Source organism: Marinithermus hydrothermalis DSM 14884 (assembly GCF_000195335.1).
Lineage (GTDB): Bacteria > Deinococcota > Deinococci > Deinococcales > Marinithermaceae > Marinithermus > Marinithermus hydrothermalis.
On sequence record NC_015387.1, the window covers coordinates 1019160 to 1044385 of the forward strand.

Below are 25226 nucleotides of genomic sequence, written 5' to 3' on the forward strand. Positions count from 1 at the left end.
TTACCCGATCCGCGCGGTGAGGTACCGCGCCCGGCCCGCGAGGTCCTTACGAACCGAAACCGATGAGAACCCGAGCGCCTCGAGCTCCTCGGCCATCGTGTGCGCGTGGGTGGGGGAGAGCTCGAGCGCGAGCCACCCTCCGGGCTCGAGTGCCGCTTGGGCGACGCGGGCGAGGGGGCGGAGCACGTCCAGGCCCTCCGGTCCCGCGTAGAGGGCGGAGGGAGGCTCCCAGGCGAGTTCCGGGGGGGCCTCACGCCGGTACGCCTCGGGGAGGTACGGGGGGTTGCTGACGATAAGGTGGAACCCGGTGAGGCCGGCCGTGAACGCACCCTCCACCACCTCGATGGTGAGGCCCAGCCGGGCGGCGTTTTGCCGCGCGAGCGCGACGGCCGCGGGGTTGGTGTCCGTCGCCCACACGGCCGCGTCCGGCCGGGCGTGCTTGAGGGCGAGGGCGATCGCGCCGCTTCCCGTGCCCACGTCCAGCACCCTGGGGGCCGGCTGGTCCCGGAGCAGCTCGAGGGCGAGCTCCACCAGCCCCTCGGTCTCCGGCCGGGGGATGAGGACGCCCGGGGCGACCTTCAGGACCAGGCCGAAGAACTCGGCGGTGCCGAGGATGAGCTGCAGGGGTTTGCGGGTGACGCGTTCGCGCAGGATGGCTTCCAGGCGATGCACGACCGCCTGGGGGAGGGGTTCGTGCCGGCGCAGCCAGAAGGTGGCCGCGTCCTCCTGGGTGAGTGCCCGGAGGATCTGCTGGGCTTCCGCCTCTGGCGTCAAGACGCCCGCCTCCCGGAGGCGGGCCTCGGCGTGCTTTAGGGCCTCGAGGCGGGTCACTTCAGGCGGAGTCGGGGGGGTTCTCGAGCGCGCGGGGCTTCACGACGACGTGCCGGCCCTCCCCTTCCCCGATGGACTCGGTGGTGACCTCGGGGTGGTCCTTGAGCGTCATGTGGATGACGCGCCGTTCGGCCGGGCGCATGGGGGGCAGCTCGAGGGGCTGTCCGGTTTTGGCGACCCGGGCCGCGGCCTCGAGGGCGCGTTTTTTGAGGCGTTCCTCCTGGCGGCGTTTATAGCCAGCCGCGTCGAGGGTGGCGCGGTACTGGCTGCCGAAGTGCTTGGCGAGCACGGTGTTCACCAGGAACTCGAGGGCGGCTAGGGTCTTGCCCTCACGGCCGATGATGCGGCTGAGGTCGCCACCCAGGATCTCCACGTAGAGGCGGTCACCGTCCTGGCGGGTTTCGATCGCGTAGGAAGGGTCGAGGTAGAGGAGCAACCCCACCAGGAAGTGCTCCACGACGTCCTTCGGGCTTGGGGCGTTCCCGGTGTTGGCCTCGGCGGTGGGCTCCTCGAGGAGGGGTTTTAAGGGGGGTTCTTCCTCCCCGATGCCCAGTCCGGCGAGCAGGTCGTCCAGTCCTTTGTCCTTGTGTTCGTCCATGATCGTTACCCCGCTTTGGCGGGCGTGATGCCCAGCTGTTTATTGATGAGGAGCTGCTGTCCCAGGCCGATCAAGGTGGAGAAGACCCAGTACAGGGTGACGCCGGAGGGGAACTGGAGCACCAGGTACACGAAGAAGAGGTTCATGAAGATGCTCTGGCGGATGATGTCCTTGTTCCCGTGGGCCATCAGGAGGGTCTGCACGATCATGACGCCCACGTAGAGGATGGGCAGGATGTAGTACGGGTCCGGAAGGGCGAGGTCCGGGAGCCACAGGAAGCCCTGCCCGAACTCGAAGTTCGCGATCACACGCCAGAGGATGAACAGGATCGGGAGCTGGATGAACAGGGGCAGGCAACCAGAGGCTGGGTTGACCTTGTGCTCCTGGTACATCTTCATGAGGGCCTCGGTGCGCTTCTCCGGGTCGTTCTTGTACTTCTTGTTGATCTCGTCCATGAGCGGCTTAAGCCGGTTCAGCTCCGCCATGGACTTGAACTGCTGGTGCATCAAGGGCCAGAGCAGAAGGCGCACGAAGAGGGTGAGCACCAGAATCGCGAGCCCCCAGTTTCCGGTAAAGCGGTAGGCCGTCTCCATGATGTAGATCAGGCCCAGGGAGAGCGTGCCCCAGATGTTGGCCTGGAAGAGGCCCGGAAGGTCATAGTAGCCTTCCACGTAAAAGCGCACCAGCTCGTTCTGCCCCCCGTACACCTGGAGCCGGTGGGTGCCTGCGGGCAACGTGATCGCTGCAACCGCCCCGTTATTCTCGAGGGTTACCTTGCCCTCGAGCACCTCGTCCGGGCGCAGCACCAGCGCGAACCCCGCCTTGGGCTTGGTCTGGAAGGCGATGTAGCTAAAGGGGGATTGTCCCGCTTGCAGTGGCACCGTGTCCCCAGGGGGGAGGAGCTTGGTGACGGGACGGTCCGTGCCGTTGATCCCGGACCAGTACAGCGTGGTTTGGGTGGGGACGGTGACCGTGAGGTCCACGGTGTAGAACTGAGGGTTGATGGTGTAGACGATCTCGAGCCCTTCCGCTTGGAAGGCGGCCACCAGCAGGTCGCCCTGTTGGGTGAACTCGGCCGTTGGGTTTGTGAGACCCTCGAGGGTGCCGGGGAGAGGGAGGCCCTCTTTAACCAGGTTGATCTTGCCCTGGTAGTTGTCCTTGTAGTCCTGTCCCTTAAACCGCTTGACGAACCACCCGACGATGCGACCTTGTTCGTCGAATGCGATGTCCGCCAGGTTGGTGACCGCGACGTGCTCGGGCGTGCCGTCACTGTTCACATCCACGCGACGCCACTCGGCGTTCAGGGCGAACGCGGGGAGCAGCAGGATCAGCAGTAGGGGAAGTACTCGCTTCATCGTTCCTCCGTACGGCGTGGCGCGGGCGGGACGGGGTCGAACCCGCCGGGGTTGAGGGGGTGGCAGCGTAGAATCCGACGCACCGCCAGGTAGCTTCCCAAAACCGCGCCGTGTATGCGGATCGCCTCCACCGCATAGTGCGAGCAGGTGGGGTGGAACCGGCAGCTGGGTGGCTTCAGCGGGGAGATGAACCGCTGGTACCCTCGGATAAGTCCGATCAAGAGGGTGCGCATACCTTCAGCAATTTTAACCCTTGACCAGACCGCTTTTGGCAAGGGCTTTCCTGAGGTCACGGGCGAGTTCTTGGAAGCTGGCCTGAGCGGCTTCGGGGCGGGCGATGATCATGATCTCGGCGGGCGGTAGGTGCAACCGACGCACGATCTCACGGATGCGCCGGCGGACCTTGTTGCGTACCACGGCCTTCCCGACCTTTTTAGAGACGACGATGCCGACCCGAATCTCGGAAGCGTTGAGGGGCAACCACCGCACCGAAACCAGGCGGCTTCGGCCGGGGCGCCCCTTGCGGACACGGCGGAACGCCGCGTCCCCGCGCAGCGAGGTTAGACGGTGAGGCGCTTGCGTCCCTTGCGACGACGGCGCGCCAGCACCTTTCGACCACCGGGCGTTTTCATGCGTGCCCGGAACCCGTGGGTCTTCGCCCGCTTGCGACGATTGGGTTGCCATGTGCGCTTCATTCATGGACCTCCTTCAACTCCGTTTCGTATGGTACAGGTTCAAGCCGCAACGGTGCCGCGCGGCTCCATACAGGGCCGAATGATTGTACCACAGGCCGCGTGGGCGCTTCCAGTAGGGGCTCGGTAAGCGGGCATGGGGGCGTGTGTAGCTCAGCTCGCTTTTTGAATTTTATTCCCATATATATTTGAAGGATATGAAGAGTCCGCCCGCGCACCTGGTGGAGGAGCTGTCCCAGCTGGGGTACACCCTCATGCGCCTTCTGCTCACCGAAGCCAAGGAGATCTTTGCCCAGGAGGGCCTCTCCCGGCTGCAGGCTGAAGTACTCAAACTTGTAGCCGAGGGCATTAACCTGCCCTCACGCCTGGCCGAACACCTCGAGGTCCAACCCTCACAGATCTCCCATCTCCTGGCCTCCTTGGAGGAAGCCGGACTGATTGAGCGCCGGCTCGACCCGCAGGACCGCAGGCGGGTACTGTTAACCCTCACGGAAAACGGTGTGGCTTTGCAACGCAGGATAGAGGCGGCCTGGCACCAGGTGTACGGCCGCCGCTTGAGCCGCTTAAGCCCGGAGGAGCTGCACGCCTTCCGGGACGTACTGCGCAAGCTCACGGAGGTGGATGATGCGTAGGATCTGGGGGGTTTTGCCCTTTCTCCTTCCTGTGTGGGCCCAGACCGCACTGGCTCCCCTCCAGGCACACCCCCTTCGCCTCCAGGCAGAGGCGAGCCTTCAAGCGGCCCAGCGAAACCTCGAGGCGCAGGCCCCGTTGTGGTCCTTGAACCTCCAGGGCAGCTACGCCCGGTTTGGGTACGAGTGCACGCCGGAACGTCTTTGCGATAGCCTCCCGGAGACGGCGCAGGGGCTTACCGTGGCGTTGGTGCTCACCCCCTTCCCCTTTGGGGACGCGGAGGACGGGGTGCGGAGGGCCCGTATCGCTTTACGGCGCGCGGAGCTGGCCTACCGGCGTACCCTCACGGCCTTGCAGGCCCAGGCGGTGGCAGCGTACGGGCGCTACCAGGAAGCCCGGCTTGCGGAGGCGCTGGCGCAGAAAGGGCTGGCCTTAGCCCAAAAAACCCTGGAGGCCGCCAAGGCGCGCCAGGCGAGCCCGCGCGAGATCCGCGAGGCCGAGATTGCCTTGCAGGAAGCGCAAAATCGGTTGGCCGAGGCCCAGCGAGGGGTAGCGCTGGCCCGGCAAGCAGTGGAAGGGCTGGTGGACCTGGAGGTCCCCCTGCCCGAGATTCCTCTCCCCCAGGGAAGAACGCCCTTGAGCTTGGAGGAGGCCCGTTTGGGCGTGGAGGAGGCTGAGGTAGCCTACAGCGCGGCGCAACGAAACCTCCTTCCCACCCTGCAAGGCAGTTTTTCCTTCTACCCGAACGATCACGACACGATTTCCTTAAGCCTGAGCTCCCGCACTTTCCAACCCACCCTAGCGTACACCCGTCAGGACCCGGCCCGGAGCGCTACTCCCGTGCCGGGTGGGGGGAGTTACCGGAGTACGGACGAGGCGAAGCTCTCCCTTTCCCTGACCCTTTCCCCAGCGCTGCTCGCCGCCTTGGACGCGGCCAAGGCCCAGGTGCAGGCTGCGCAAAGGGCCCTCCAGGCGGCGGAAGTCCAGGCGCGGGTTCAGGAGGAAACCTTAAGGAACGCCTTGCGGGACGCGGAGGCGGCTTTAGCCCTCGCCCGGTTACGCCAAGACGCCGCGCGCAAAACCTTGGAGGAGGCCCGGGCGCGGCTGGCCCTAGGCTTAGAAAGCCCCTTGGGGGTGCTGCAAGCCGAGCTCGCCCTTCTCCAAGCGGAACTCGCCCGCTTGCAAGCGGAGAATGCCCTGAGAAACCGCACGTTGGAGTTGTACCAGTTCTACGGAGAGATTCTGCCGGAGGTGATGCCATGAGAGCGGTTTGGCTGGTCCTTTTGCTCACGCCTGCCCTAGCGCAGTCCCTACCCGAAGCCCTACAAAAAGCACCGGAGGTCCCTGCCGTGGTCACGGCCCGGCTGGAGTACGAGACGCGCTCGAAGGATCTGGAGCGCACGCTCCAGGATCCCTTGCGGACCTCCCTCGCCGAGCTCCAGGCGCGGCAAGCGGTTGCGCTAGCCAAAGCCCAGCTCGAACAAGCCCTTGCCCAAGCGCGAGCGGAGATCGTTACCGTCTACACCCAGGCCCTCGAGGCCACCCTCCAGGTGCGCTTGGCGGAGAAGGCCTTGGAGGTGGCGAAGCTGAGCTTAAAAGCCGCGGAGATCCGCTACAACGGAGGCGGAGCCACGAGCCTGGATCTACTAGAGGCGCAAAACCGAGTCCTGGAAGCGCGCAAGAACCTGGAGCAGGCCCGGCGGGGGCAGGAGAGCGCTCTGGCTAGCCTCGCCAACTTGGTGGGTTCCTGGACTCCGGAAAGCGTTACCGAGCTTCCTCCCTTGCCTGAACCCACGATCGTTGCAGAACTTCTGGCCGCACACGCCGACCTATTGCAGCTCAAGCAGTCCCTGGAGCGGCTCCGTTTTCAGCGGGGTTTGCTCGACGAAAGCTTCACCCCCAAAAAAGAGATCGAAGCCCTCGAGGACCAGATACAGACCCTCGCCACGAACCTGGATAGCCTGGAGCGATCCCTAAAGGTAGGGCTGGAGGCCCGGTACGCCCAGCTCGAGCCGCTGCTTCAAGGGGTCAAGACGGCGGAGGAAGCGTTGAAGATCGCTCAGGAACGCTACGCAGCCGAGGAAGCGCGTTTCCAGGCAGGACTGGCCAGCCAGCTCTCCCTTTTGCAACAAGAACTGAACCTGCAGCAGGCGGAGCTGGCTTTGGAGCAGGCCAAGCACGCGTACCTGAAGGCCTACTACGACCTTCTATCCACGAGGTGACCATGCGCAAGGTTGTGCTGTTCCTCCCCCTTCTCCTCATTGCTTGCGCGCCGAAACCCAAAGCTACCGCCTCCACCCTCGCCGTTGACGCGCCGGAAACGGCCCGTGAGGCTCCGGCCCTGGTCGTGCGTACGGTCCTGGCGGAGCGGGGCACCCTGTACAGGGAAGGCCAGACCCAAGCGCGGATAGAGCCCGAACGGGAAAGCCGGGTGGCCGCGGGGGTTTCGGGACGGGTGGTTCAGGCCCTGGACCCGGGCACTCGAGTCGAGGCGGGCGACGCCGTGGTGGTGCTGGACGAGCAACCCTTCCAGGACGCTTTAGAAGCCGCGCGTTTGGCCCTGAAACAGGCGCAGGCCAACCTGGAACGGGCCGAGGCTCAGGCGCGAGAAAACCGCCCGGTGCTCCTGGCGCAGCTGGAGTCGGCTCGCCTTGCCTTGGAGGCCGCGACGAAACGGTACGAGGAGGCCAAAGCCCTTTACGAAGCCGGGACCCTGGCGCGGCTGGACCTGCTCAACCTCGAGGCCCAGTGGAGGCAGGCGGAAGCGGCTTATAAAAACGCTCAGGAGGCCCTCAACCGGCTGGACCGGGGGGATGACCTACGGTTGTTACGGCTTCAGGTGGAGCAGGCCGCCCTTCAGGTGCGGCAGGCGGAACGGAACCTGAGGGAGGCGCGAATCCGTGCGCCTTTCGCCGGGGAGGTGATGGAGCTCTATGTGCGGGTGGGAGAGTTCGCGGCTGCAGGACAGCCCGCCTTTCGCCTGGGTTCCTTGAGCCTGCTCGCCAAGGCCCACTTGGCCCCGGAGGAGGCCGCGCTCCTCACCCCGGACGGATCCTTCGAACTGGCGCAGGACGGAAAACGGTACCCGGCCCGCTTGGTGCGAAAAACCGGGCTCCCAGGCCAAAACCGCCTGGTGGAGGTGGTGTTTGCGCCCGAAGGCGCGCTTAAACCTGGAACGGCGGAGCTTCGCTACCGCATGCCCTTGGCCGAGGGGGTGCTCCTTCCCGCCGGAGCCCTTAAGGTCGAGAACGGACAGGCTTATGTGTTCGTGATGGCGGAGGGCCGGGCGCAGAAAACAGCGGTGGTGCTGTTGGCGAGCCAAGGGGGCCGGGTGGTCGTACAGGGCCTGCCCGAAGGCGCTCGGGTGATCTACCCGGTACCGGAGAGCTTGCAGGATGGGGATAAGGTGGAGGCGCTATGAGGAACCCCCTGGTGGCGTTCTTCCTAAAAAGAGCGGTGTTCGCTACCGCCATCTTTCTGGGCATGGTGTTGGTGGGGTTGATCCTGGGCAGCCGCTTGGGGGTGGAGCTCCTGCCGCGTTTTAGCATCCCCGTGGTGGCGGTAAGCGTGGCCTACCCGGGAGCGGGGCCGGAGGAGGTGGCGGAGCAGGTAGCCAAGCCGTTGGAGGACGCGCTGTCCACCCTTACGGGCGTGGATGTTCTGGGATCCACCAGCACGGAAGGATTCGCGCTGGTCTTCGTTCAGTTCAAGCAAGAGGTGGACGTGGACCAGGCCCTGGTGGAGGTCAGCCAGAAGGTGGCCGCGGCCCGAGGTAGCCTGCCCCAAGACGCCTCCGCACCCGTGGTGCAAAAGTTCGACCCGAACCAATCCCCCATCCTCTACCTGTTCCTCGAGGCGCCGGGGGAGGACCTGGCCCGGCTGGGGCGTTATGCGCGCGAGGTGCTCAAGCCCAGGCTTCAGCTGGTCTCCGGGGTGGCGGATATCCGGATCAGCGGGGTTCCGGAGGAAGCCATCCAGGTCTTGCTGGACCCCAAGAAGCTGGCCGCCTACGCGCTGAGCCCCACCCGTGTGGTGCAAGCCATCCAGGCGAGCAGCTTAAACCTTCCCCTGGGCAGCCTGGAGGACGAGGACCGGCGCGTTACCTATACCTTGCGGAACACTCCAGCGACCCCGGAGGAGGTGGCCGGGATTCTCGTGGATCCGGTGCGGGGTTTAAAGGTGGGGGACCTGGGGCGGGTTCTTTTGGCCAAGGAAGATCCCAGGAGCCTGGCCCGCCTCAACGGCGTGCCGGGGATCCTCCTCGGGGTGCTCAAGACCCCCGAGTCCAACGCGGTCAGCGTGGCTCGAGGGGTCAAGCAAGCCGTGGCCGAGACGCGCCTGCCGCCAGGGTACCGGGTTCAGGTGGCGTCGGACACCACGCGGTTTATCGAGGCCGCCGTACAAGACACCTTCCGGGAGATGCTCCTCGCCGCGCTCGCGGTCAGCCTTGTGGTGCTCGTCTTCGTAGGCCAGCTCAACTCCGCTTTCTCGGTGATCCTGGCCATCCCCATCACCCTCTCCGGCGCCCTCATCCTCTTCGGGGTGATGGGGTTTACCTTTAACTTGATTAGCTTGCTGGCCCTCACGGTGGCGGTGGGCATCGTGGTGGACGACTCCATCGTGGTGGCCGAGAACATCGACCGCCTTCGGAAGGAAGGCAAGAAGCCTTTTGAAGCGGTGCTCGAGGGAGCCAGCCAGGTGAGCGTGGCTGTGGCCGCGGCGACCCTCTCCCTCCTCGCGGTTTTTTTACCCATCAGCTTCCTTCCCGGTATCGTAGGGCAGATCTTCCAGCAGTTCGGGCTTGTGCTGGCGGCGGCCATCGCCATCAGCTGGCTCGAGGCCTTCCTCTTCCTCACCGTGCGTTTGGCTTACTTCCCGGATCCTGAGCCGCCCACCTTAGGGGAGGCCTTGCGGGCCCTGCGCTTGCTGCCCCAGGACCTGGCTTGGGCGTATGCGCGAGGCTTCCGGACCGTGTGGGGGCTTTTCCTGGGGGTGTTGACCCTAGGGATCTTGTGGCGTCTGGGAGGGGTGTACCTGCTGTTGCTGCCCCTTTACCCTCTGGGGCTGGGCGGGCTTCGCTACCTGGGGCGCTTGGGGTTGGGTCTGGCTGGAGGGGTCACCCTGGTGCTGTTTCTCGGCACGGAGCGAGCCTTGCGCGCCCTGACCGAAGGGTACGCGCGGTGGTTGCGGGGAGGGTTGGCCCGGCCAGGGCTTGTGCTGGGGGTGGCGGGGCTGTTGTTCCTCAGCCTAGGGTTTGTGCTGCCCCGGATTCCCTTTAACTTCACGCCCCGCTCCGACACCGGGGTGCTCACCGCTACACTTCTTCTGCCCCAGGACGTTCCCCTTGAGGAAACTGACGGCTTGAGTCGAAGGCTGGAGGGGTACTTCCTGGGCCAGCCCGGCGTGGATCGCGTCCTCACCACTCTGGGCGCGCGCAGCATCGGGGGTACGGAGGTGGTGGACGCTTCGCGCGCGCAGTTCGTGATCGTCCTGAAGCCCAAGCACGAACGGGAGGATATCCTCACCCTCGCGGAGCGCTTCTCCCGAGAGGGCAGCCGGTTCCTCCAAGGGATTCCGAACGCGGAGTTGCGCGTTCAGGCCCAGACCGGACCGGAGACCGAGGACGCGGACCTACAACTCGTCCTCACCGCGCCCGACTCCGCCCTTTTGGAGCAGAGAACCCGGGAAGCGGTGCGGTTGATCGCGGAACGGCCGTACGTAAAGGACGTGAAGTCCAGCCTCGAGGAGCGGGCTCGCGAACGGGTTTTCGTCCCGGATCCCGCGCGGCTCTCCGGCACGGGCGTCACGCCGTACGACCTGGCCCAAGCGATGCGCACGTACCTCTCGGGGACCGAAGCCGCGGTGGCGCGAAGGGCGGGGGAGGAGTACCCCATCCGGGTTAAGCTGGACCCCCTGGAGCTCGAGGACGAGAACGCCTTGCTCGCCCTTCCCGTGCAAAGCCCGGTGCTGGGCAGTCTTCCCTTGGGGAGTTTGGGGCGCTTTGAGGAGCGGCTCGCGCCCACCAGCGTGGCGCGGCAGAACCAGGCCTACTCCGCGGGGATCAACATCAACTTAAGGCCGGACGCGCCGGGGGTCTTTCAGGTGCAGCGGGAGCTCGAGAACCTCCTCCGGGAAGCGGGGGTGGTGGGGGAGGGGGTGGAACTTTCCTCCGCTGGGACCGCGAGCCTTACGGAGGACCTGGTGACGCTGGCCCCTCAGGCCTTCGCTTTGGCGTTGGTGCTGAATTACCTGGTGCTCGCCAGCCAGTTCAACAGCTGGACCTACCCCCTCTACCTCCTCCTTACCGTGCCGTTGGCTTTGGTCGGGGCCCTTTGGCTCACGTACCTGTTGGGCACGGGACTGGATGTGATCAGCGTGCTGGGGGTGGTGATGCTGATCGGCCTGGTGACGAAGAACGCCGTGCTTCTTTTGGACTTCGCCGTGAAGTTGCGGGAGAGGATGCCGCTTAAAGAGGCGCTTGTGGAGGCGGGGCGGTTGCGGTTAAGACCGATTCTGATGACCACCCTGACCGTGCTCATCATCAGCCTTCCCCTCCTTTTGGGGTTGGGGGAAGGGGCGGAGTACCGGCGGCCTCTCGGGGTGATTATCCTGGGGGGGCTGGTGAGCTCCACCCTGCTCACCCTCTTCGTGGTTCCCGCGGCCTTCTATCTCTTTGAAGGCCGGCGTGCGGAGGAGCGGGTTCGGAAGCCGGCGCTTGTGCTGGATGGGGATTCCGCGGGAAGCTAGCGGCAAGGCTCCCCGCCGTGGCCGACGCCACGGCGGGGAGCCTACTCGCGTAAGGCCTATTTGGCGGCTCCGCCGATCAAGCCGCGGATATAGTAGCGCTGGAGCAACAGAAAGACCAGGATGGGCACGATCATGGTGATGACGGCCCCCGCGCTCAGAAGCCCCCAGTCCACGTGGTACTGTCCCCGCATCAGGGGAATGCGTTGGGTCGCGACGAGCTTGTCCGGATCGAAGATCAACACCAAAGCGAGGAAGAAGTCGTTCCACGTCCAGGTGACCTGCAACGCGGAGACCGAGGCCAACGCCGGGGTCATCAGCGGTAGGACGATGCGGAAGAAGGTCTGGTACCGGTTCGCTCCGTCGATCGCTGCAGCTTCCTCGAGTTCGCGGGGCAGGCTCGTCAGGTAGCCCCGGAGGAAGAAGATGATCCAGGGGAGCGCCCAGGCGCTGTGCGCGAGGACGAGGCCGGTGTAGGTGTCGAGTAGGCCGAGGCTGTTGAGGAAACGGAACAGCGGCACGGCGACCATCTGTTGCGGGATGGCGAGCAACAAGGCGATCACCATGAGGATGGGGCCGCGCCCAGGTAGACGGAATCGTTCCAGACCGTAAGCCCCGAGCGCCCCGATGAATACTGGGATGAGCGTGGAGGGGATGACTACGAGCAGGGAGTTTTTCACCCCTTGGGAGAGGGGGGCCGTGGGGTGGTTCCAGGCGTTGACAAAGTTATCGAATGAGAAGGTCGCGGGTAGGTTCCACCACCCGTAGAGAATCTCTTCCTGGGGTCGAAGGGCGGACATGAGCACGCCCATGAATGGCACGATCCACACAAGGCCCACCAGGAAGGCCAGTAGACTCACGATGAGAGCACTCCAGCGTTTACCCTTCACGACCCACCCCCACGGTTCTACGAGCAAACCACACGCCGATGACCAGGCTGACCAGCGTGAGCAGCGTGGCTACAGCTGCGGCGCGGTACGGGTCGAGTTCCCGGAAGCCGATGAGATACATTTGCAAGGCCAGCACGAGTGAGGCTCCGCCGGGACCACCTTGGGTGGCTACGAAGACGATATCGAAGATTTTGAGCTCCCACAGGAGCGTGAGCGCGATCACGACCGCGGTCACAGGCCACAGCAGCGGCAGGGTGATGCGCCAGAACTTGTGCCACTCGGTGGCCCCGTCGATCTCCGCGGCCTCGTACAACTCCGGATCGATGGTGGAAAGCCCTGCAGAGTGCAGCACCATGCTGAACCCCGTCCAGAGCCACACGGAACCCAGGATCAGCGCGAAAAGCGCGGTCTCGGGGTAGGCGGTCCACGTCTTATCGAGCGGCTCCCCTAGGCCCAGCCAGTGCGCCAAGGCCGGCACGATCCCCGCGGTTTCGTCGAATAGAAAGCGGATGATCACGCCGCCCACGATGAGAGGGGTGACCATCCCCAGGAAGATCGCGACCTTGGCTAGGTTGGCCCACAGTCCCCGCACTTTGTTGAAGAGTACGGCGAGCGCGAGGCCTAGGATGACCGTGAGGGGTAGGTGAATCAGCACCCAAAGGGCGTTATTGACCAAGGATCCCCACGGGGGCAAGCGCGTAGGGAAGCGGTCCAGGTTCAGGGTGTCGCGGTCTGTGAGGACGTCTCTGAAGTTCGCGAGCCCTACAAACCCGTCCTCGCTGTAAAAGGAAAGGCGCAGGGTTTCCAGGGCAGGCCACAGGATGAAGAACGCGATGAGCAGGAGCGCAGGCAGCAGGAACGTTAGGGCCGTGAGCCATTCCCTTCGGTCGTTTCGCATGTTGCCTCCGAGAATCCCTCCCCCGGCACGCCGGGGGAGGGACGGGGAAGCCGGGGGTTACTGGCGCCGTTCCTCGAGGGTTTGCAGAACGTCCCCCAACCGCCCGGGACGCACCCAGAGGAGTTTCAGCTGATCCCAGAAAGCCTGCTGCCAAGCGCCGCCGATGGAGTCGTCCAGGTCAGGCAGGGTGCCGAACCCTTGGAGCGCGCGGGCTAGTTCTTGCTCCGCGGCCGCGTAGGACTCGGGGCCCACGTCGCTGCGCATGGAGAGCTTGCCACCCTTGGCCACGCGGATCTCCACGCCTTTTTTGCTGACCAGGAAGGCCGCGAGCTGTTTGGCCGCTTCGACGTTCTCCGAGTACTTGGGTACGAAGAGGTAGTCGGCGGCCGCTACGACGGCCTGAGCGCCCGGGAGCGGGAACACCCCGAGGTCCGTGGGGTCCTCAACCATCCCGGTGATCCAGTTCCCCATGAAGTACAGGCCGTAATCGCCGTTCCACCAAAGGTCCACGGCCTGCGTCCACTCGATCGGGTCGCTGAAGTAGTCCTTTTCGAGGAGGGGCACCAGGCGCTCCTCGAAGATGGACCGGACCTTATCGCTTTCCCACGAGACCTTACCCGCGATCAGGTCGTGGATCAGCTCGGGGCCCCCGAAGGTAGCCAGGAAGTGTTCGGTGACGTCGGAGAGGGGCCAGCCCACCCCGTCCCCGGAGGCGATCGCGTTCTTCACGCCCGGGATGCTCTGGATCTTCTCGAGCAGCGCCACGAACTCATCCCAGGAGGTGGGCACCTCGAGCCCGTTCGCTTCGAAGAAGGACTTCCGGTACCAGAAGCCGGGCTTGACGGACATCACGTAGGGCAGACCGACGAGCGCGCCGTCCACGCGGACCGCGTCCGTGATGAACGGGTCCGTGTCCACCAGCCCCGATAGATCCACCGCGTGCTGGGCGTTCTGCTCGATCCACCAGTTCCAGATGAAGATCACATCGCCCGGGGTCCGGCGCGCCGAGAACTGAGCGGGGAGCACCTGCGCAAGGTCCTCAGCGCGGAAGGTGCGGTACTCCACCTCAATCCCCGTTTCCTTCTCGAAGGCTTCAAGCACGGGGGTGAACTGATCGGCTTCGGCACCGGACCAGGGTCCGAGCACGGTGAGTTTCTGGGCTAGTCCAAGCGAGCCTACGAGCAGGACAACGATCCATACGAGCCGCTTCATCCTTGACCACCTCCCAACAGATCGTTGTGCCAACCGACTACAATGAGTTTGGCACCGCTTCCACTCTAGCATACACCGAACATTTCGCCATAGTTTGGGAGCGGTACGCTGGGAGCGCAGCAAGGGGCGGGGGACGCTTGACGAAACACGAAGGGACCGCTAGTATCGAGGGTGCGTCTGCCGGGATGGCGGAATTTGGTAGACGCGCATGATTCAGGGTCATGTGCCCGCAAGGGCGTGTGGGTTCGAGTCCCACTCCCGGCACCAGAACCTCCCTCCGCGTGCAGCGGGGGGAGGTTTTGTCAGGCCGCACCCCTTGACAAGCTCGAGCCGCACGGCTAATATCATCAGTGCGTCTGCCGGGATGGCGGAATTTGGTAGACGCGCATGATTCAGGGTCATGTGCCCGCAAGGGCGTGTGGGTTCGAGTCCCACTCCCGGCACCAGAACCTCCCCCGCGCGCAGCGGGGGAGTGCTGCTTAGGGGCGCATCGGATCTAGGGGATTGATATGATTTTCTCTATGAAACGCGTGTTCTCCGGCATCCAACCGTCGGGCGAAATCCACATCGGCAACTACCTCGGCGCCATCCGCAACTGGATCAAACTCGGCGAGAAGCTCGGCCGGGACGCGATCTTCTGCATCGTGGACTACCACGCGATCACCGTGCCCTACGATCCCGAGGCTCTAGCGAAACGCACCTTCGAAGCTGCGCTCGTCAACATCGCCGCGGGCCTCGATCCGGAAAAAGTCACGCTCTTCGTGCAGTCGCACGTGCCGGAGCACACCGAGCTCGCCTGGGTCTTCACCACCCAAACCCCCGTGGGCGACCTCACCCGCATGACCCAGTACAAGGATAAGGCCGCCCGGCAGGTCTCGGTGGGGGCGGGACTGCTCATGTACCCTGTGCTCCAGGCCGCGGACATCCTCATCTACAAAGCGGACACCGTGCCGGTAGGGGAGGACCAGCTCCAACACATCGAACTCACCCGCGAGATCGCGCGGCGCTTCAACGGCCGCTTCAAGGAGATCTTTCCCGAGCCCCAAGCCTTCGTGGACCCGAACGCTCCCCGCATCCCTGGCATCGACGGGAAGGCCAAGATGTCCAAATCGGTGGGCAACACCATCGGCCTGCTCGAGGACCCCAAGCAGATCTGGGAGAAGATCCGCACCATTCCTGACGATCCCGCGCGCATTCGTCTCTCGGATCCCGGAGAACCCGAGCGCAGCACCGTCTTCACCTTCCTCAAGTACGTGGCTCCGCCCGGGATGGTGCAGGCCCTCGCGGAGGAGTACCGCCAGGCCGGAGTGGGCACCCTGGTGATCAAACGCATCCTCTTCCAGGAGATCATGAAGATCCTCGAGCCCATCCAAGCGCGCGCGGCGGAACTCCGGCGGGATCCGGATTACGTGTGGGACGTGCTCATGGAGGGCGCGAAGCGGGTGCGTCCCATAGCGCAAGCCACGATGGAGGAGGTGCGGCAGGCGATCGGCTTGCTGCGCCCTAGGTCCTAGCCATGATCCACCTTTCCTTCCCGGGATTCGAAGGAAACGCCTTCGAGCTCGCGGAGGCCTTACGACGCGGGCGCATTCCCGCTGCGGAACTGCCCATCCTGAGTCTGATCCAGCAAGCGCTCGCGCAGCTCGAGGCCCTGGACCTCGGCGCAAAAAGCGCGGTGCTGCCCCTGCTCGCGGAGCTCTTGGAGGCAAAGCTGCGCGCGTTGCTGCCCCAAACGATGGATCCCGAGGGGGATGGGGAGGAATCCACCGAGGCGGAGATCGCCGAGCACGTGGTGGGGTTGCTGGTGGAGCTCGAGCGCGCCGTGGCGTTCCTAGAGGCCCGCAGCCGCGCACGGCGCGATGTGCTGCCCGTGCGCCCGCCGCCCCTCCCGGCGGACCCGCGGTTGCCGCGGCTCGCGCCGGAGCGGCTCGTACGCGCCGTGCGGGCGTTTCGACGCAAGGCGGAGGTGCTGGTGGCTCCGGAGCGTTACGGGATTCCGGAGGCTTGGCGCCGCATCGCGCGGTTGCTGGCGTTTACGCCCCGGCTCGTCTTTCAACGCTTGCCCTTCAGGGGGTGGGGAGAACGCGCGGTGACCTTCGCGGCCTTGCTGGAGGCGTTTCGATTAGGGAAGGTGCACCTCGAGCAAGCCGCGCCGTTCGCCGAGCTCGAGGTGGAGCGCCGGGAGGTGGAGCTCGAAGAGCGTTTGGCGTGAGGGGCGGTTAAAGGGAGCGGGAGCGCGTGGAGGAGACGCTGCGTCGCAGGGCTACGAACGCTTGCGCTACGCGCGGGTCGAACTGCCGTCCCGCCTGACGTTGGATCTCGGCCAGGGCTTTTTCCTCGGACCACGCCGGCTTGTACGGACGCTCGTTCGTGAGGGCATCGAACACGTCCACCACGGTGAAGATGCGGGCCTCGAGCGGGATGGCTTCGCCTTGGAGCCCTTCCGGGTAGCCGCTCCCGTCCCAGCGTTCGTGGTGGTAGCGTACCACGTTGCGCGTGATCTCGGGCAGGAAGGGGATGTCCTTGAGCATCTCGTACCCCACCTCGGGGTGGGTTTGCATCACGTGCCACTCGCGCGTCACCAGGTTATCGGGCTTGAGTAGGATCTCGTCCGGCATGGCCAGCTTGCCGATATCGTGCAGGTACGCTCCCCAACGCAAAGCCTCGAGTTCGGCGCCGTGAAATCCAAGGGCTTCACCGAGCTGTGCGGTGAGGGCCACCACCCGGTCGGTATGCCCGCGCGTTTCAAAGTCCCGCCGTTCCAAGGCGATGCCTAGGGCGCGGAAGGTGGCTTCGCGCGTGGTCTCGATGTCCGCGAGATGCGCGACGCGTTCGAAGGCCCGCTCCAAGCGGCGGGCAACCATCTGGGCGAGGGCTTGATGCTCCGGGGTGAAGTGTGCGTGCTGAGCGGTGGAGGCTAGGGCGAGAGCGCCGAGGGGGGCGTCGCCCACCCAGAGGGGCTCTACCAGGACGCTCTTGTACCCGATCTGCACCATCTCGGGGATGGCGTGCGCCCAGCGGTCGTAATGCGGAAGCAGGAGCGGTTTCCGCTCCTGGATGGCGATGCCGACTGCGCCGCGCCCCAGCGTGAGCTTTCGGGTCTCGAAGTAACGGCGAAACTCCCGCGTGTATTTTCCGTGCACGAGGTGCGGGTACGCCCAGCGGTCCTCGACCCTGAAGAGTACTCCGGTCTCGCAGGCCGTGACCTCGAGCAGGACCTGGAGGGCGCGTTGCGCGATGGCGTCGGGGTCCTCGATGATCTCGAGCTCGGAGGAGAACTCGAGGAGGCGTTTGTAGGCGGCGGCGCGTTCTTCCGCGGCGTTGAGCGCTTCGATGCGTTCCGCGGCCAGACCGAGGGTTTCCGCGGTGGCGCGGATGAAGGCGACCTCTTCGGAGGTAAAGGATTCCGGGGGGGCGGGCACGATGAGTACGCCGGTATGCTCGTGCTGGCCGTTTGTGATGGGGATGGTGAGGCGTGGAGGCTTGGAGGGCTGGGGGGGGCGGTTCGCGGTCGTGGTCCACTCCAGTCCTTCCGGCTCGATCATGGCGCCGGGAGGGGTGTGGGGGTCCGTCGAGGCGATCACTTGGAGTGCCTGACGATCCGAGTCGAGCCAGGCGATGAACGCCTGGCCGGCTCTCGTGTACCGCTGGAGTGTCTTGAGGGTTTCCTGATGCGCGCCTTCTAGGGTGCGGGCGTTGCGGATCCGTCGGTGGGCTTCGATGAGGTGTTCCAGGAGGTGAAGGTGGCGGGTGAGGGTGCGTTCGCGCTCCAGGATCGCGAGGTAAGCGGCTGCCTCGCGGGCGAACAGCTCGGCGATCTGGAGGCTTTCCGGGCTGAAGACGCGGGGGGTGGTGAAGCCGTCCAGGTTCAGCAGGGCGCGCACCTGGTGGTTCCACACGATAGGCACGGCGAGGTTTACTTTGATGCGGGCCGCGTGGGTTCGACCGATCAGCGGTTCACTAATGCGGCAGTGCAGCGTCGGGAAGGGCAGGATGCGCCCGGCACCTTGGAGGAATGCGGCCTCACCTTGGCCGTACCACTCGAGCTGATGGGTGCGCGGCAGGCGGGTGCCGAGAAGGGTGTCCGGAAACCCGATGGCTGCGCGGCACACAAACGCTTCCCCTTCCCAGATCCAGAGGCTGCCACCCTCGCTTCCGGGGACAGCCTGCATCGCTGCGTGCAGCACGGCGTGGTAGACCCGAGTAGGTTCGGCGTCCTCAGCTAACGCTGCTTTGACGGGGTGGAGCGCTTCGAGGACGGTGCGTGGCTGGCTCACGTCACGAGCCGAGGCCAGCAGCCCTCCTTCCCCTAGTGGAACGAGGGTGACGTGGTAGACCTGGGGGGGAGCGAGGGAGGGCGGGACCCACGTGAAATGCCCTGCGCGTTCGGCTTGCGCGGCGGCCTCGATCTCCGGAAGGTGCGCGGCGAGGCTTTCCGGCAACGGCAGGGATAGGGCCTCAGGGGTGTCGGGAGAAGGCAAGGCCAGCACACGCTGCGCCGGGGGGTTCGCGTACGTGAGGCGAAGGCCGTTTTTTGTGTTCTCCACGATAAAAAACGGAGTTTCAACGGCTTGAAGCACCTGCTTAAGCGTTAGATATCTTTGTCCCCGCACCGCCCCGAATATAACAGAACAAATCGTATATGTAAACGTTCTGAAGTAGGGCGGCTGCGTACCCCCGCCGGCGTGGGGTAGCATAAGTAACTGTGGAGGTCAACATGCGGGAAGCATATATCGTAGCAGCGGTCAGGACGCCCATTGGCCGGTTCGGGGGGAGCCTGAAGGACCTTTCCCCGGTGGATCTCGGGGCGCACGCGATGCGGGCGGCGCTCGAGCGCGCCGAGGTTGCGGGGGACCAGCTGGACCTGTACATCTTCGGTAACGTGCTGCGTGCGGGACACGGGCAGCTCTTGCCACGCCAAGCGGCCTTTAAGGCCGGAATCCCCAAGTCGATCGACGGGTACGCGGTGGACATGGTGTGCTCCTCGGGCATGCTGGCCTTGATGAACGCAGCCACCGCGATTCGGGCGGGTGAGGCGGACCTCGTGCTCGCGGGCGGTATGGAGTCCATGTCCCAGGCGGGCTTTTACCTCTCCCACCGGGCGCGCTGGGGGTACAAGTTCCTCCTCGGAGCGCGGGAGGAGGTCACGGACCTGTTGCTCTATGACGGCCTGACCGATCCCACCACCGGCGAGGCTATGGGCGAGCAGACCGAGCGGCTCATTGCGGAGCACGGCGTGACGCGCGAGGAGCTCGACGAGGTCGCTTACCTCTCCCAGACCCGTGCCGCTGAAGCGACCGCGAAGGGGGTCTTCAAGAACGAGATCGCCCCGATCGAGGTCAAGACCCGCAAAGGCGTGCAGGTCCTGGACCGAGACGAAGGGATCCGGCCCGACACCACGCGGGAGAGCCTGGCGGCCCTCCGTCCGGCCTTTAAGAAGGACGGGGTGCTCACTGCGGGGAACTCGAGCCAGATCTCGGACGGCGCGGCGGCCTTGCTGGTCGCGAGCAAGGAGGCGGTGGAGCGCTACGGATTGAAACCCATCGCTCGCGTCCTGGGGGCGACCTGGGCTGCGGGGGAGACCTGGCGCTTCCCCGAAGCGCCCATTCCGGCGGTCCGGAAGCTGCTGGACAAGCTCGGCATGACGGTGGCGGACTTCGACCTTTTCGAGAACAACGAGGCCTTCGCGGTGAACAGCGTGCTTTTCCGCAGGATGCTGGACGTGCCGTACGAGAAGCTGAACGTCTTCGGCGGTGCGATCGCGCTGGGACACCCCATCGGCGCGTCGGGCGCTCGGATTGTGGTGACCTTGCTGAACGCCCTTCGGGCCCAGGGCGGCACGCGGGGCCTGGCGGCCATCTGCCACGGCACCGGCGGCTCCACCGCGGTGGCTGTAGAGCTTGTATAACCCGATTTGAGCCCTTTCGGCGCGGACCTACGGGTCCGCGCCGCGCTAGTTCGTGTGCGCTTCCAGCTCCACAGCCTCGACGAAGACCTGTTCCGCGCACACGTGGTACGCGCCGTTTTGGGACAGGAAGGTGGCGGCCTGCTGGATGATCTGTTCGATCCAGGCGGGGTCGCTGCCGATCACGGTAAACCCCACGATCTCCCACCCGTGCGCGTCGAGCCCACCGAGTCGTGCTGCGGAAACGGGAAAACGAGCCTTGAGGCGCTCCATGACGGGGCGTACCAGAGCACGTTTCTCCTTGAGGCTGCGCACCCAGGGCATCTCGAGCCGGGCTGTGTAGACCCCCACGTAGGCCTTCATGGTACCCACCATGATAGCGTTACTCCGTGGGGCTCAAGGGGGTCCCGAGGTTTTGCTCGTTAAGGCGAAACTTCGGCCAGGGGGAGTCGGCCAGTCCAGGAGAAGTGGTCTGAAGGGCGAGGAGGTCCCCGTTCTTCGCGCCGATGTACAGCGTACCGTCGGGCGCGAGGGTGGGGGAGGAGGTCCAGGTGTCATCCCCGGTCTGGTAAGCCCATCGCAGCTCGCCGTTCGGCGCGACCGCGTAAACGTAACCGAGGCGCGAACCAACGTAGATAGTGCCGTCCGCGCCCACGGCCGGGGAGGACATGAGGTTTAACCGGGCTGAGAAGCGCCACTTGACCTTCCCCTCCGGGCTGAGCGCGTACAAGTAGTTGTCGTACGAACCGATGTAGATGGTGCCGTCCGTTCCGAGGGCCGGGGAGGCCCACACGGGGCCGTCGGTAAGGACGCGCCACTTGAGCGTGCCGTCGGGCTCGAGGGCGTACACACCCCCGTCCATGGCGCCTACGTAGATCGTGCCGTCCACTCCAATCGCTGGAGAGGAAGGGACGCTGCCCCCGAGGCGCACCTGCCACCGGAGTGTGCCGTCGGGCTCGAGGGCGTACACGTGATGATCCATGGATCCTACGTACACGGTGCCGTCCGGGGCGAGGGCGGGGGAGGAGATGATCGGGCTTCCGGTCTGGAAGTGCCATTGGAGCTTTCCGTCAGGGGTGATCGCGTATAGGTGCCCGCCGCGTGAGCCGATGTACACGGTGCCGTTTGGGGCGAGGGCAGGGGAAGAGTCGATGCGAAACCGCGTGGCTAGCTTCCACTTGAGCGTGCCGTCGGGCTCGAGGGCGTACACGCTGCCGTCCCAGGAGCCTACGTAGATGCGGCCATCCGGGGCGATGGCCGGTGCGGCAACGATGTCGCTTCGGGTCGCGAAACGCCAGCGCATCCTGCCTTCGGGGGTTAGGGCGTAGAGGTGGTTATCCATGGAGCCGACGAGGATACTGCCGTCTGGGGCGAGGGCGGGGGAGGAGCGGATAGGGCCGGCTGTTGGGAAGCGCCACTTCAGCACGCCTCCAGGGCCGGGAAGCGCACGGGCCACGCGTGCCTCGGAGGGCTCCGGCTCGGACGGGGGTTCAAGGGCGGAGGGAGGGGGTGGGGCTTGGACCGTGACCTGCACGGTCGCCTCGTGGGTTTGCCCAGCGGCGTCCTGCACGGTGAGAGTGGCAGTGTAGGTGCCTGCGGCGGTGTACGTGTGGGATTGCGTGGTGGTGGCCTCGCAGTCGGAGATCTCGTAAGCTTCTGGCCCGTCACCGGGTTGGAGGGTGCAGGTGAGAGAGGTGCGACCGGGATTCGCGGTCTTCCATGAAAAAGTCACCATAAGCGGTGCGTTGCCGCTAGAGGGGGCGGGCGTGAAGCTCTCGACCTCGGGAGGAGTGGGGGGGCGCTTGCAGCCAGAGAGTCCCAGGGCAATCCCTAGGCCAACGGCCATGAGAAGATTAGAATGGCGCATGAGCCTTCCCTTCTTTGTGCGCGCCTTCCTTATCATTATAGCATTTCTGGAGGTAAAGACGGCGGGCGGACCAAGGCCCGCCCGCCGTGAACGCGCGTTAAGGGGTTACGCCTCGGCGCGCTTCGCTTCCTTCAACAAGCGGCGCAGCACGGTTTGCAGGATGCCGCCGTTCTTGTAGTAGTCCACCTCCACCGGCGTGTCGAGCCGCACGATGACGTTGAAGCGCACCTCGGTACCGTCCGGCTTCTTCGCCACGACCGTGAGCTCGCTGCCGGGTTTGAGGTCTTCGTTCAGGCCGAGGATGTCGTAGGTCTCGAACCCCGTCAGGCCCAGGCTCTTCGCGGACTCCCCGGGCTTGAACTGCAAGGGCAGTACCCCCATCCCCACCAAGTTCGAGCGGTGAATGCGTTCAAAGCTCTCCGCGATCACCGCCTTCACGCCGAGGAGGTAGGTGCCCTTAGCGGCCCAGTCGCGGCTCGATCCGGTCCCGTACTCCTTTCCGCCGATCACCACGAGGGGCGTGCCCTCCTCCTTGTACTTCATGGCGGCGTCGTAGATGAACATCCGCTCACCCTCGGGGAGCTTGACGGTGTACCCGCCCTCGACCCCGTCCAGCATCAGGTTCTTGATGCGGATGTTCGCGAAGGTGCCGCGCATCATCACCTCGTGGTTCCCGCGGCGGGAGCCGAAGGAGTTGAACTCCGCGGGCTTCACGCCCTTTTGGATCAGGTACTGCCCGGCGGGACCGTCCGCGGGGATCACGCCGGCAGGGGAGATGTGGTCGGTGGTGACGGAGTCTCCCAAGAGCGCGAGCACCCGCGCGCCTTTGATGTCTTGGAGCGGCGGGGCCTCGAGCGGCATGTCCACGAAGAATGGGGGCTCCTGGATGTAGGTGGAGTTCTCGTCCCACTCGTACAGATCCCCGCTCGGGGCGGGCAGGTTCTGCCAACGCTCGTCCCCGTCGAAGACAGAGGCGTACTCCTTCTTGAACATCTCCGGGTCAAGCACCCGCCGGATCGTGTCGCGGATCTCCGCCTGGCTGGGCCAGATGTCCTTGAGGTAGACCGGCCGGCCGTTCGGGTCGTACCCCAGCGGCTCGGTCTCGAAGTCGATATCGACCCGGCCCGCGATCGCGTACGCCACGACGAGCATCGGACTCGCCAGGTAGTTGGCCTTGACGTGCGGGTTGATGCGCCCCTCGAAGTTGCGGTTACCGGAGAGGACCGCCGCGACCACCAGGTCCTCGCGCTCCACGGCCTCCGCGATCTCCTTCGGCAGGGGGCCGGAGTTCCCGATGCAGGTGGTGCACCCGTACCCCACGATGTGGAAGCGCAGCGCCTCCAGGAAGGGCATCAGGCCGCTGGCCTCGAGGTAGTCCCGCACCACCTTGGAGCCCGGCGCCATGGAGGTCTTGACCCAGGGTTGCACGTCCAGCCCGGCCTCGACCGCTTTCTTCGCCAAAAGGCCCGCCCCGAGCATGACCGAGGGGTTGGAGGTGTTGGTGCAGGAGGTGATCGCCGCGATCACGACGGAACCGTGCTGCAGCTCGAACTCCTCCTGGCCGCGCTTCACCGTGGCTTTCTTGCCCAGCTCCTCCGGCTTAAGGCCGAACCCGCGCTCCGTGGCGGGCTTGGTGAGGTGTTCCTGGAAGCTGGCCTTGATCTGGCGCAGCGGCACGCGGTCTTGCGGGCGTTTGGGGCCAGCCAGGGAAGGCTCGACGGTGGACATGTCGAGCTCGAGGGTTTCGGAGTACACGGGCTCGGCGTCGTCGGTGCGGAAGAGGCCGACGGCCTTGGTGTACCGCTCCACCAGGTCCACCAGCGCTTCATCGCGGCCGGTGAGGCGCAGGTACGCGAGGGTCTCCTCGTCCACCGGGAAGAAGCCCATCGTCGCCCCGTACTCGGGCGCCATGTTCGCGATCGTGGCGCGGTCCGCGAGGGAGAGCTTGGCGAGGCCGGGGCCGTAGAACTCGACGAACTTGCCGACCACGCCGTGCTGGCGGAGCATCTCGGTGATGCGGAGCACTAGGTCGGTCGCGGTGGCGCCTTCGGGCAGCTCGCCGGTGAGCTTGAAGCCCACGACCTTCGGGGCGAGCATGTAGTACGGCTGGCCCAGCATGACCGCCTCGGCCTCGATGCCGCCCACGCCCCAGCCGAGCACGCCCAGGCCGTTGATCATGGTGGTGTGGGAGTCGGTCCCGACAAGAGAGTCCGGGAAGGCCACGGTCTCGCCGTTCTCGGTGCGGGTCATCACGACCTGGGCGAGGTACTCGAGGTTCACCTGGTGCACGATCCCCGTGCCGGGGGGCACCACGCGGAAGTTATCCAGGGCCTGCTGGCCCCACTTGAGGAGGGTGTAGCGTTCGCGGTTGCGTTCGTACTCCTTGTCGACGTTGTAGAAGAAGGCGTACTGGGTGCCGAAGTAATCCACCTGAACCGAGTGGTCGATGACGAGGTCCACCGGAACCTGCGGGTTGATCTTCTTGGGGTCCGCTCCGAAGCGGGCCATCGCGCTGCGGAGCGCAGCCAGGTCCACCACCGCGGGAACGCCCGTGAAGTCCTGCAGGATCACGCGGGCGAGCTTCAGGGGAACGTTGATCTCCCCGGGCTCCGGCTTCCACTGGGCTAGGTTGATCACGTCCTCCCGCGTCACGTCGTACCCGTTGACGTTCCGCAGGAGGCTTTCCAGCATGATCTTGATAGAAAAGGGCAGTTTGGAGACCTGGGCAACCCCCTGCTCCTCGAGCACGTTAATGTCGTAGTAGCTGACGGTACCAGCCTGGGTCGATAGCGTTTTCTTCGCGCCAAACTCGTCTTTGTAACTCATTTGGGCTCCTTTCTGCTCCGCGACGCACAAGCCCTGCGTCGGGAGCGGCTATTCCCTATCTTACCCTTAACGCTCCGTATCCCAAGCGGGTGTAGGTGGGGTTAGAGCATACCGGCGAGGAAGCCCTGCTCCCGCGTGGTGCGGATCAGGTCCATCACCGTGAGCCGGTGCGGGTCGTACTCCACCACGACCTGACCCAGGTGCGGGGCCTCCGCTTTCGTGACCCCCTCGAGCCGCAGCAGGGCCTCGAGGACCACCCGCATCTGTTCTTCGCTTTCGATCCCGCGAATGCCCAGCATCACCCGATTCATCATGCTTATTCTAAAACGTGGCGCGTTTCGCCGCGCACGCCGCGGCTGCCGAGCACCCGGGTGGCGAGGACGAGCGGCCCGAGCGTAAACCCGGCGGCCTGCGCTGCGGCGACCAGGGCCTCGTGCTCTGGGTCGATGTGCATCGCCACCTCGTACACCCCCGCGTCGTACGCGGACTTGACCACGGCCCGGAGCAGCCCCTCGTACGCGGCGCCGTCCGCGGCCAGGATCCGCGTCACGAACACGGTGGGGCGGTCCCCCTGCCACACGGCTTGGGCCAGCGCGAACCCGTGCACAGCGTCTCGGGTTGAAGCGACGAAGGAGTGGCCTGTGCGCATGAAGAACCGCAGGGCTGCGGGGTGGGCGCGGTACGCGTGCTCGGGCGCGCCTTCAAGCAGGGCGCGCTCAAACGCTTCCATGGCGGGAAAATCCTGTTCGTCAAAGGGACGGTACTCCATGCCCTTCAG

General features: G+C 65.4%; 23 protein-coding genes and 2 tRNA genes. 10 read left to right on the forward strand and 15 right to left on the reverse strand.

Annotation, left to right across the window (positions count from 1 at the left end; translation table 11 throughout):
- From prmC to rpmH, 6 genes are read right to left on the reverse strand one after another with little or no spacing between them, the layout of a single operon-like run.
- Positions 1-831 (reverse strand): peptide chain release factor N(5)-glutamine methyltransferase, encoded by an 831-nt coding sequence (gene prmC / locus MARKY_RS05200; protein WP_013703829.1) that lies wholly within the window; start codon positions 829-831, stop codon positions 1-3.
- Between the two features lies 1 nt (position 832).
- Positions 833-1429, reverse strand: coding sequence for a Jag family protein (locus MARKY_RS05205; RefSeq protein WP_013703830.1), 597 nt, complete (start codon positions 1427-1429; stop codon positions 833-835).
- A gap of 5 nt (positions 1430-1434) precedes the next feature.
- Positions 1435-2784, reverse strand: coding sequence for a YidC/Oxa1 family membrane protein insertase (locus MARKY_RS05210; RefSeq protein WP_013703831.1), 1350 nt, complete (start codon positions 2782-2784; stop codon positions 1435-1437).
- Positions 2781-3017, reverse strand: coding sequence for a membrane protein insertion efficiency factor YidD (gene yidD, locus MARKY_RS05215; protein ID WP_013703832.1), 237 nt, complete (start codon positions 3015-3017; stop codon positions 2781-2783). The genes MARKY_RS05210 and yidD overlap by 4 nt, the downstream gene beginning before the upstream one ends.
- A gap of 13 nt (positions 3018-3030) precedes the next feature.
- Positions 3031-3339, reverse strand: a complete 309-nt coding sequence (gene rnpA / locus MARKY_RS05220) for a ribonuclease P protein component (RefSeq protein WP_083804445.1) — start codon at positions 3337-3339, stop codon at positions 3031-3033.
- Positions 3340-3344: 5 nt separating this feature from the next.
- On the reverse strand, positions 3345-3479 hold the full coding sequence (gene rpmH, locus MARKY_RS11630) for a 50S ribosomal protein L34 (RefSeq protein ID WP_083804417.1): 135 nt from the start codon (positions 3477-3479) through the stop codon (positions 3345-3347).
- A 194-nt stretch (positions 3480-3673) separates the two neighbouring features.
- Between rpmH and MARKY_RS05225 the strand changes: the two genes are divergently transcribed.
- The 5 genes from MARKY_RS05225 to MARKY_RS05245 are packed head-to-tail and all read left to right on the forward strand — an operon-like array spanning position 3674 to position 10853.
- Positions 3674-4108, forward strand: a complete 435-nt coding sequence (locus MARKY_RS05225) for a MarR family winged helix-turn-helix transcriptional regulator (protein WP_013703834.1) — start codon at positions 3674-3676, stop codon at positions 4106-4108.
- On the forward strand, positions 4101-5369 hold the full coding sequence (locus MARKY_RS05230; protein ID WP_013703835.1) for a TolC family protein: 1269 nt from the start codon (positions 4101-4103) through the stop codon (positions 5367-5369). Before MARKY_RS05225 ends, MARKY_RS05230 begins: the two co-directional genes overlap by 8 nt.
- Positions 5366-6328 carry a TolC family protein gene (locus MARKY_RS05235; protein WP_013703836.1) on the forward strand — a complete coding sequence of 321 codons (963 nt, stop codon included), beginning with the start codon at positions 5366-5368 and terminating at the stop codon, positions 6326-6328. Before MARKY_RS05230 ends, MARKY_RS05235 begins: the two co-directional genes overlap by 4 nt.
- Positions 6329-6330: 2 nt before the next feature.
- Positions 6331-7527: an efflux RND transporter periplasmic adaptor subunit gene (locus MARKY_RS05240; protein ID WP_013703837.1), complete on the forward strand. Its 1197-nt coding sequence runs from the start codon at positions 6331-6333 to the stop codon at positions 7525-7527.
- A complete protein-coding gene (locus MARKY_RS05245; protein ID WP_013703838.1) occupies positions 7524-10853 on the forward strand; it encodes an efflux RND transporter permease subunit in 3330 nt (1109 codons plus the stop codon). Before MARKY_RS05240 ends, MARKY_RS05245 begins: the two co-directional genes overlap by 4 nt.
- Positions 10854-10909: 56 nt before the next feature.
- Here the strand turns inward: MARKY_RS05245 and MARKY_RS05250 are convergent, their stop codons facing one another.
- From MARKY_RS05250 to MARKY_RS05260, 3 genes are read right to left on the reverse strand one after another with little or no spacing between them, the layout of a single operon-like run.
- Positions 10910-11740, reverse strand: coding sequence for a carbohydrate ABC transporter permease (locus tag MARKY_RS05250; RefSeq protein ID WP_013703839.1), 831 nt, complete (start codon positions 11738-11740; stop codon positions 10910-10912).
- Entirely contained in the window at positions 11730-12638 is a 909-nt protein-coding gene (locus MARKY_RS05255) for a carbohydrate ABC transporter permease (protein ID WP_013703840.1), read from the reverse strand. The genes MARKY_RS05250 and MARKY_RS05255 overlap by 11 nt, the downstream gene beginning before the upstream one ends.
- A gap of 57 nt (positions 12639-12695) precedes the next feature.
- Positions 12696-13850 carry an ABC transporter substrate-binding protein gene (locus tag MARKY_RS05260; RefSeq protein WP_013703841.1) on the reverse strand — a complete coding sequence of 385 codons (1155 nt, stop codon included), beginning with the start codon at positions 13848-13850 and terminating at the stop codon, positions 12696-12698.
- 179 nt (positions 13851-14029) lie between these two features.
- Here MARKY_RS05260 and MARKY_RS05265 point away from each other — a divergent pair.
- From MARKY_RS05265 to MARKY_RS05280, 4 genes are all read left to right on the forward strand, one after another.
- Positions 14030-14117, forward strand: a tRNA-Leu gene (locus MARKY_RS05265).
- Between the two features lie 91 nt (positions 14118-14208).
- A tRNA-Leu gene (locus MARKY_RS05270) sits at positions 14209-14296 on the forward strand.
- A 75-nt stretch (positions 14297-14371) separates the two neighbouring features.
- The gene (gene trpS / locus MARKY_RS05275) at positions 14372-15364 is read left to right on the forward strand and encodes a tryptophan--tRNA ligase (protein ID WP_041657839.1); all 993 of its coding nucleotides are present in this window, start codon (positions 14372-14374) and stop codon (positions 15362-15364) included.
- Between the two features lie 2 nt (positions 15365-15366).
- The gene (locus MARKY_RS05280; protein ID WP_013703843.1) at positions 15367-16062 is read left to right on the forward strand and encodes a chromosome segregation and condensation protein ScpA; all 696 of its coding nucleotides are present in this window, start codon (positions 15367-15369) and stop codon (positions 16060-16062) included.
- A gap of 7 nt (positions 16063-16069) precedes the next feature.
- Here the strand turns inward: MARKY_RS05280 and MARKY_RS11405 are convergent, their stop codons facing one another.
- Positions 16070-18397 carry an HD domain-containing phosphohydrolase gene (locus MARKY_RS11405; RefSeq protein ID WP_169311730.1) on the reverse strand — a complete coding sequence of 776 codons (2328 nt, stop codon included), beginning with the start codon at positions 18395-18397 and terminating at the stop codon, positions 16070-16072.
- A 170-nt stretch (positions 18398-18567) separates the two neighbouring features.
- Here MARKY_RS11405 and phaA point away from each other — a divergent pair, with 170 nt between their 5' ends.
- Positions 18568-19758 (forward strand): acetyl-CoA acetyltransferase PhaA, encoded by a 1191-nt coding sequence (gene phaA / locus MARKY_RS05290; protein ID WP_013703845.1) that lies wholly within the window; start codon positions 18568-18570, stop codon positions 19756-19758.
- 45 nt (positions 19759-19803) lie between these two features.
- On the opposite strand, the gene MARKY_RS05295 is transcribed toward phaA, so the two are convergent.
- From MARKY_RS05295 to MARKY_RS05315, 5 genes are all read right to left on the reverse strand, one after another.
- Positions 19804-20118: a DUF503 domain-containing protein gene (locus MARKY_RS05295; protein ID WP_041657840.1), complete on the reverse strand. Its 315-nt coding sequence runs from the start codon at positions 20116-20118 to the stop codon at positions 19804-19806.
- 19 nt (positions 20119-20137) lie between these two features.
- On the reverse strand, positions 20138-21658 hold the full coding sequence (locus MARKY_RS11890; RefSeq protein WP_083804418.1) for an outer membrane protein assembly factor BamB family protein: 1521 nt from the start codon (positions 21656-21658) through the stop codon (positions 20138-20140).
- A gap of 69 nt (positions 21659-21727) precedes the next feature.
- On the reverse strand, positions 21728-24448 hold the full coding sequence (acnA, locus tag MARKY_RS05305; RefSeq protein WP_013703848.1) for an aconitate hydratase AcnA: 2721 nt from the start codon (positions 24446-24448) through the stop codon (positions 21728-21730).
- 101 nt (positions 24449-24549) lie between these two features.
- Positions 24550-24759: a heavy-metal-associated domain-containing protein gene (locus MARKY_RS05310; protein ID WP_041658290.1), complete on the reverse strand. Its 210-nt coding sequence runs from the start codon at positions 24757-24759 to the stop codon at positions 24550-24552.
- Between the two features lie 5 nt (positions 24760-24764).
- On the reverse strand, positions 24765-25217 hold the full coding sequence (locus MARKY_RS05315) for a DUF1999 domain-containing protein (protein WP_041657842.1): 453 nt from the start codon (positions 25215-25217) through the stop codon (positions 24765-24767).
- Positions 25218-25226 lie beyond the last annotated feature (9 nt).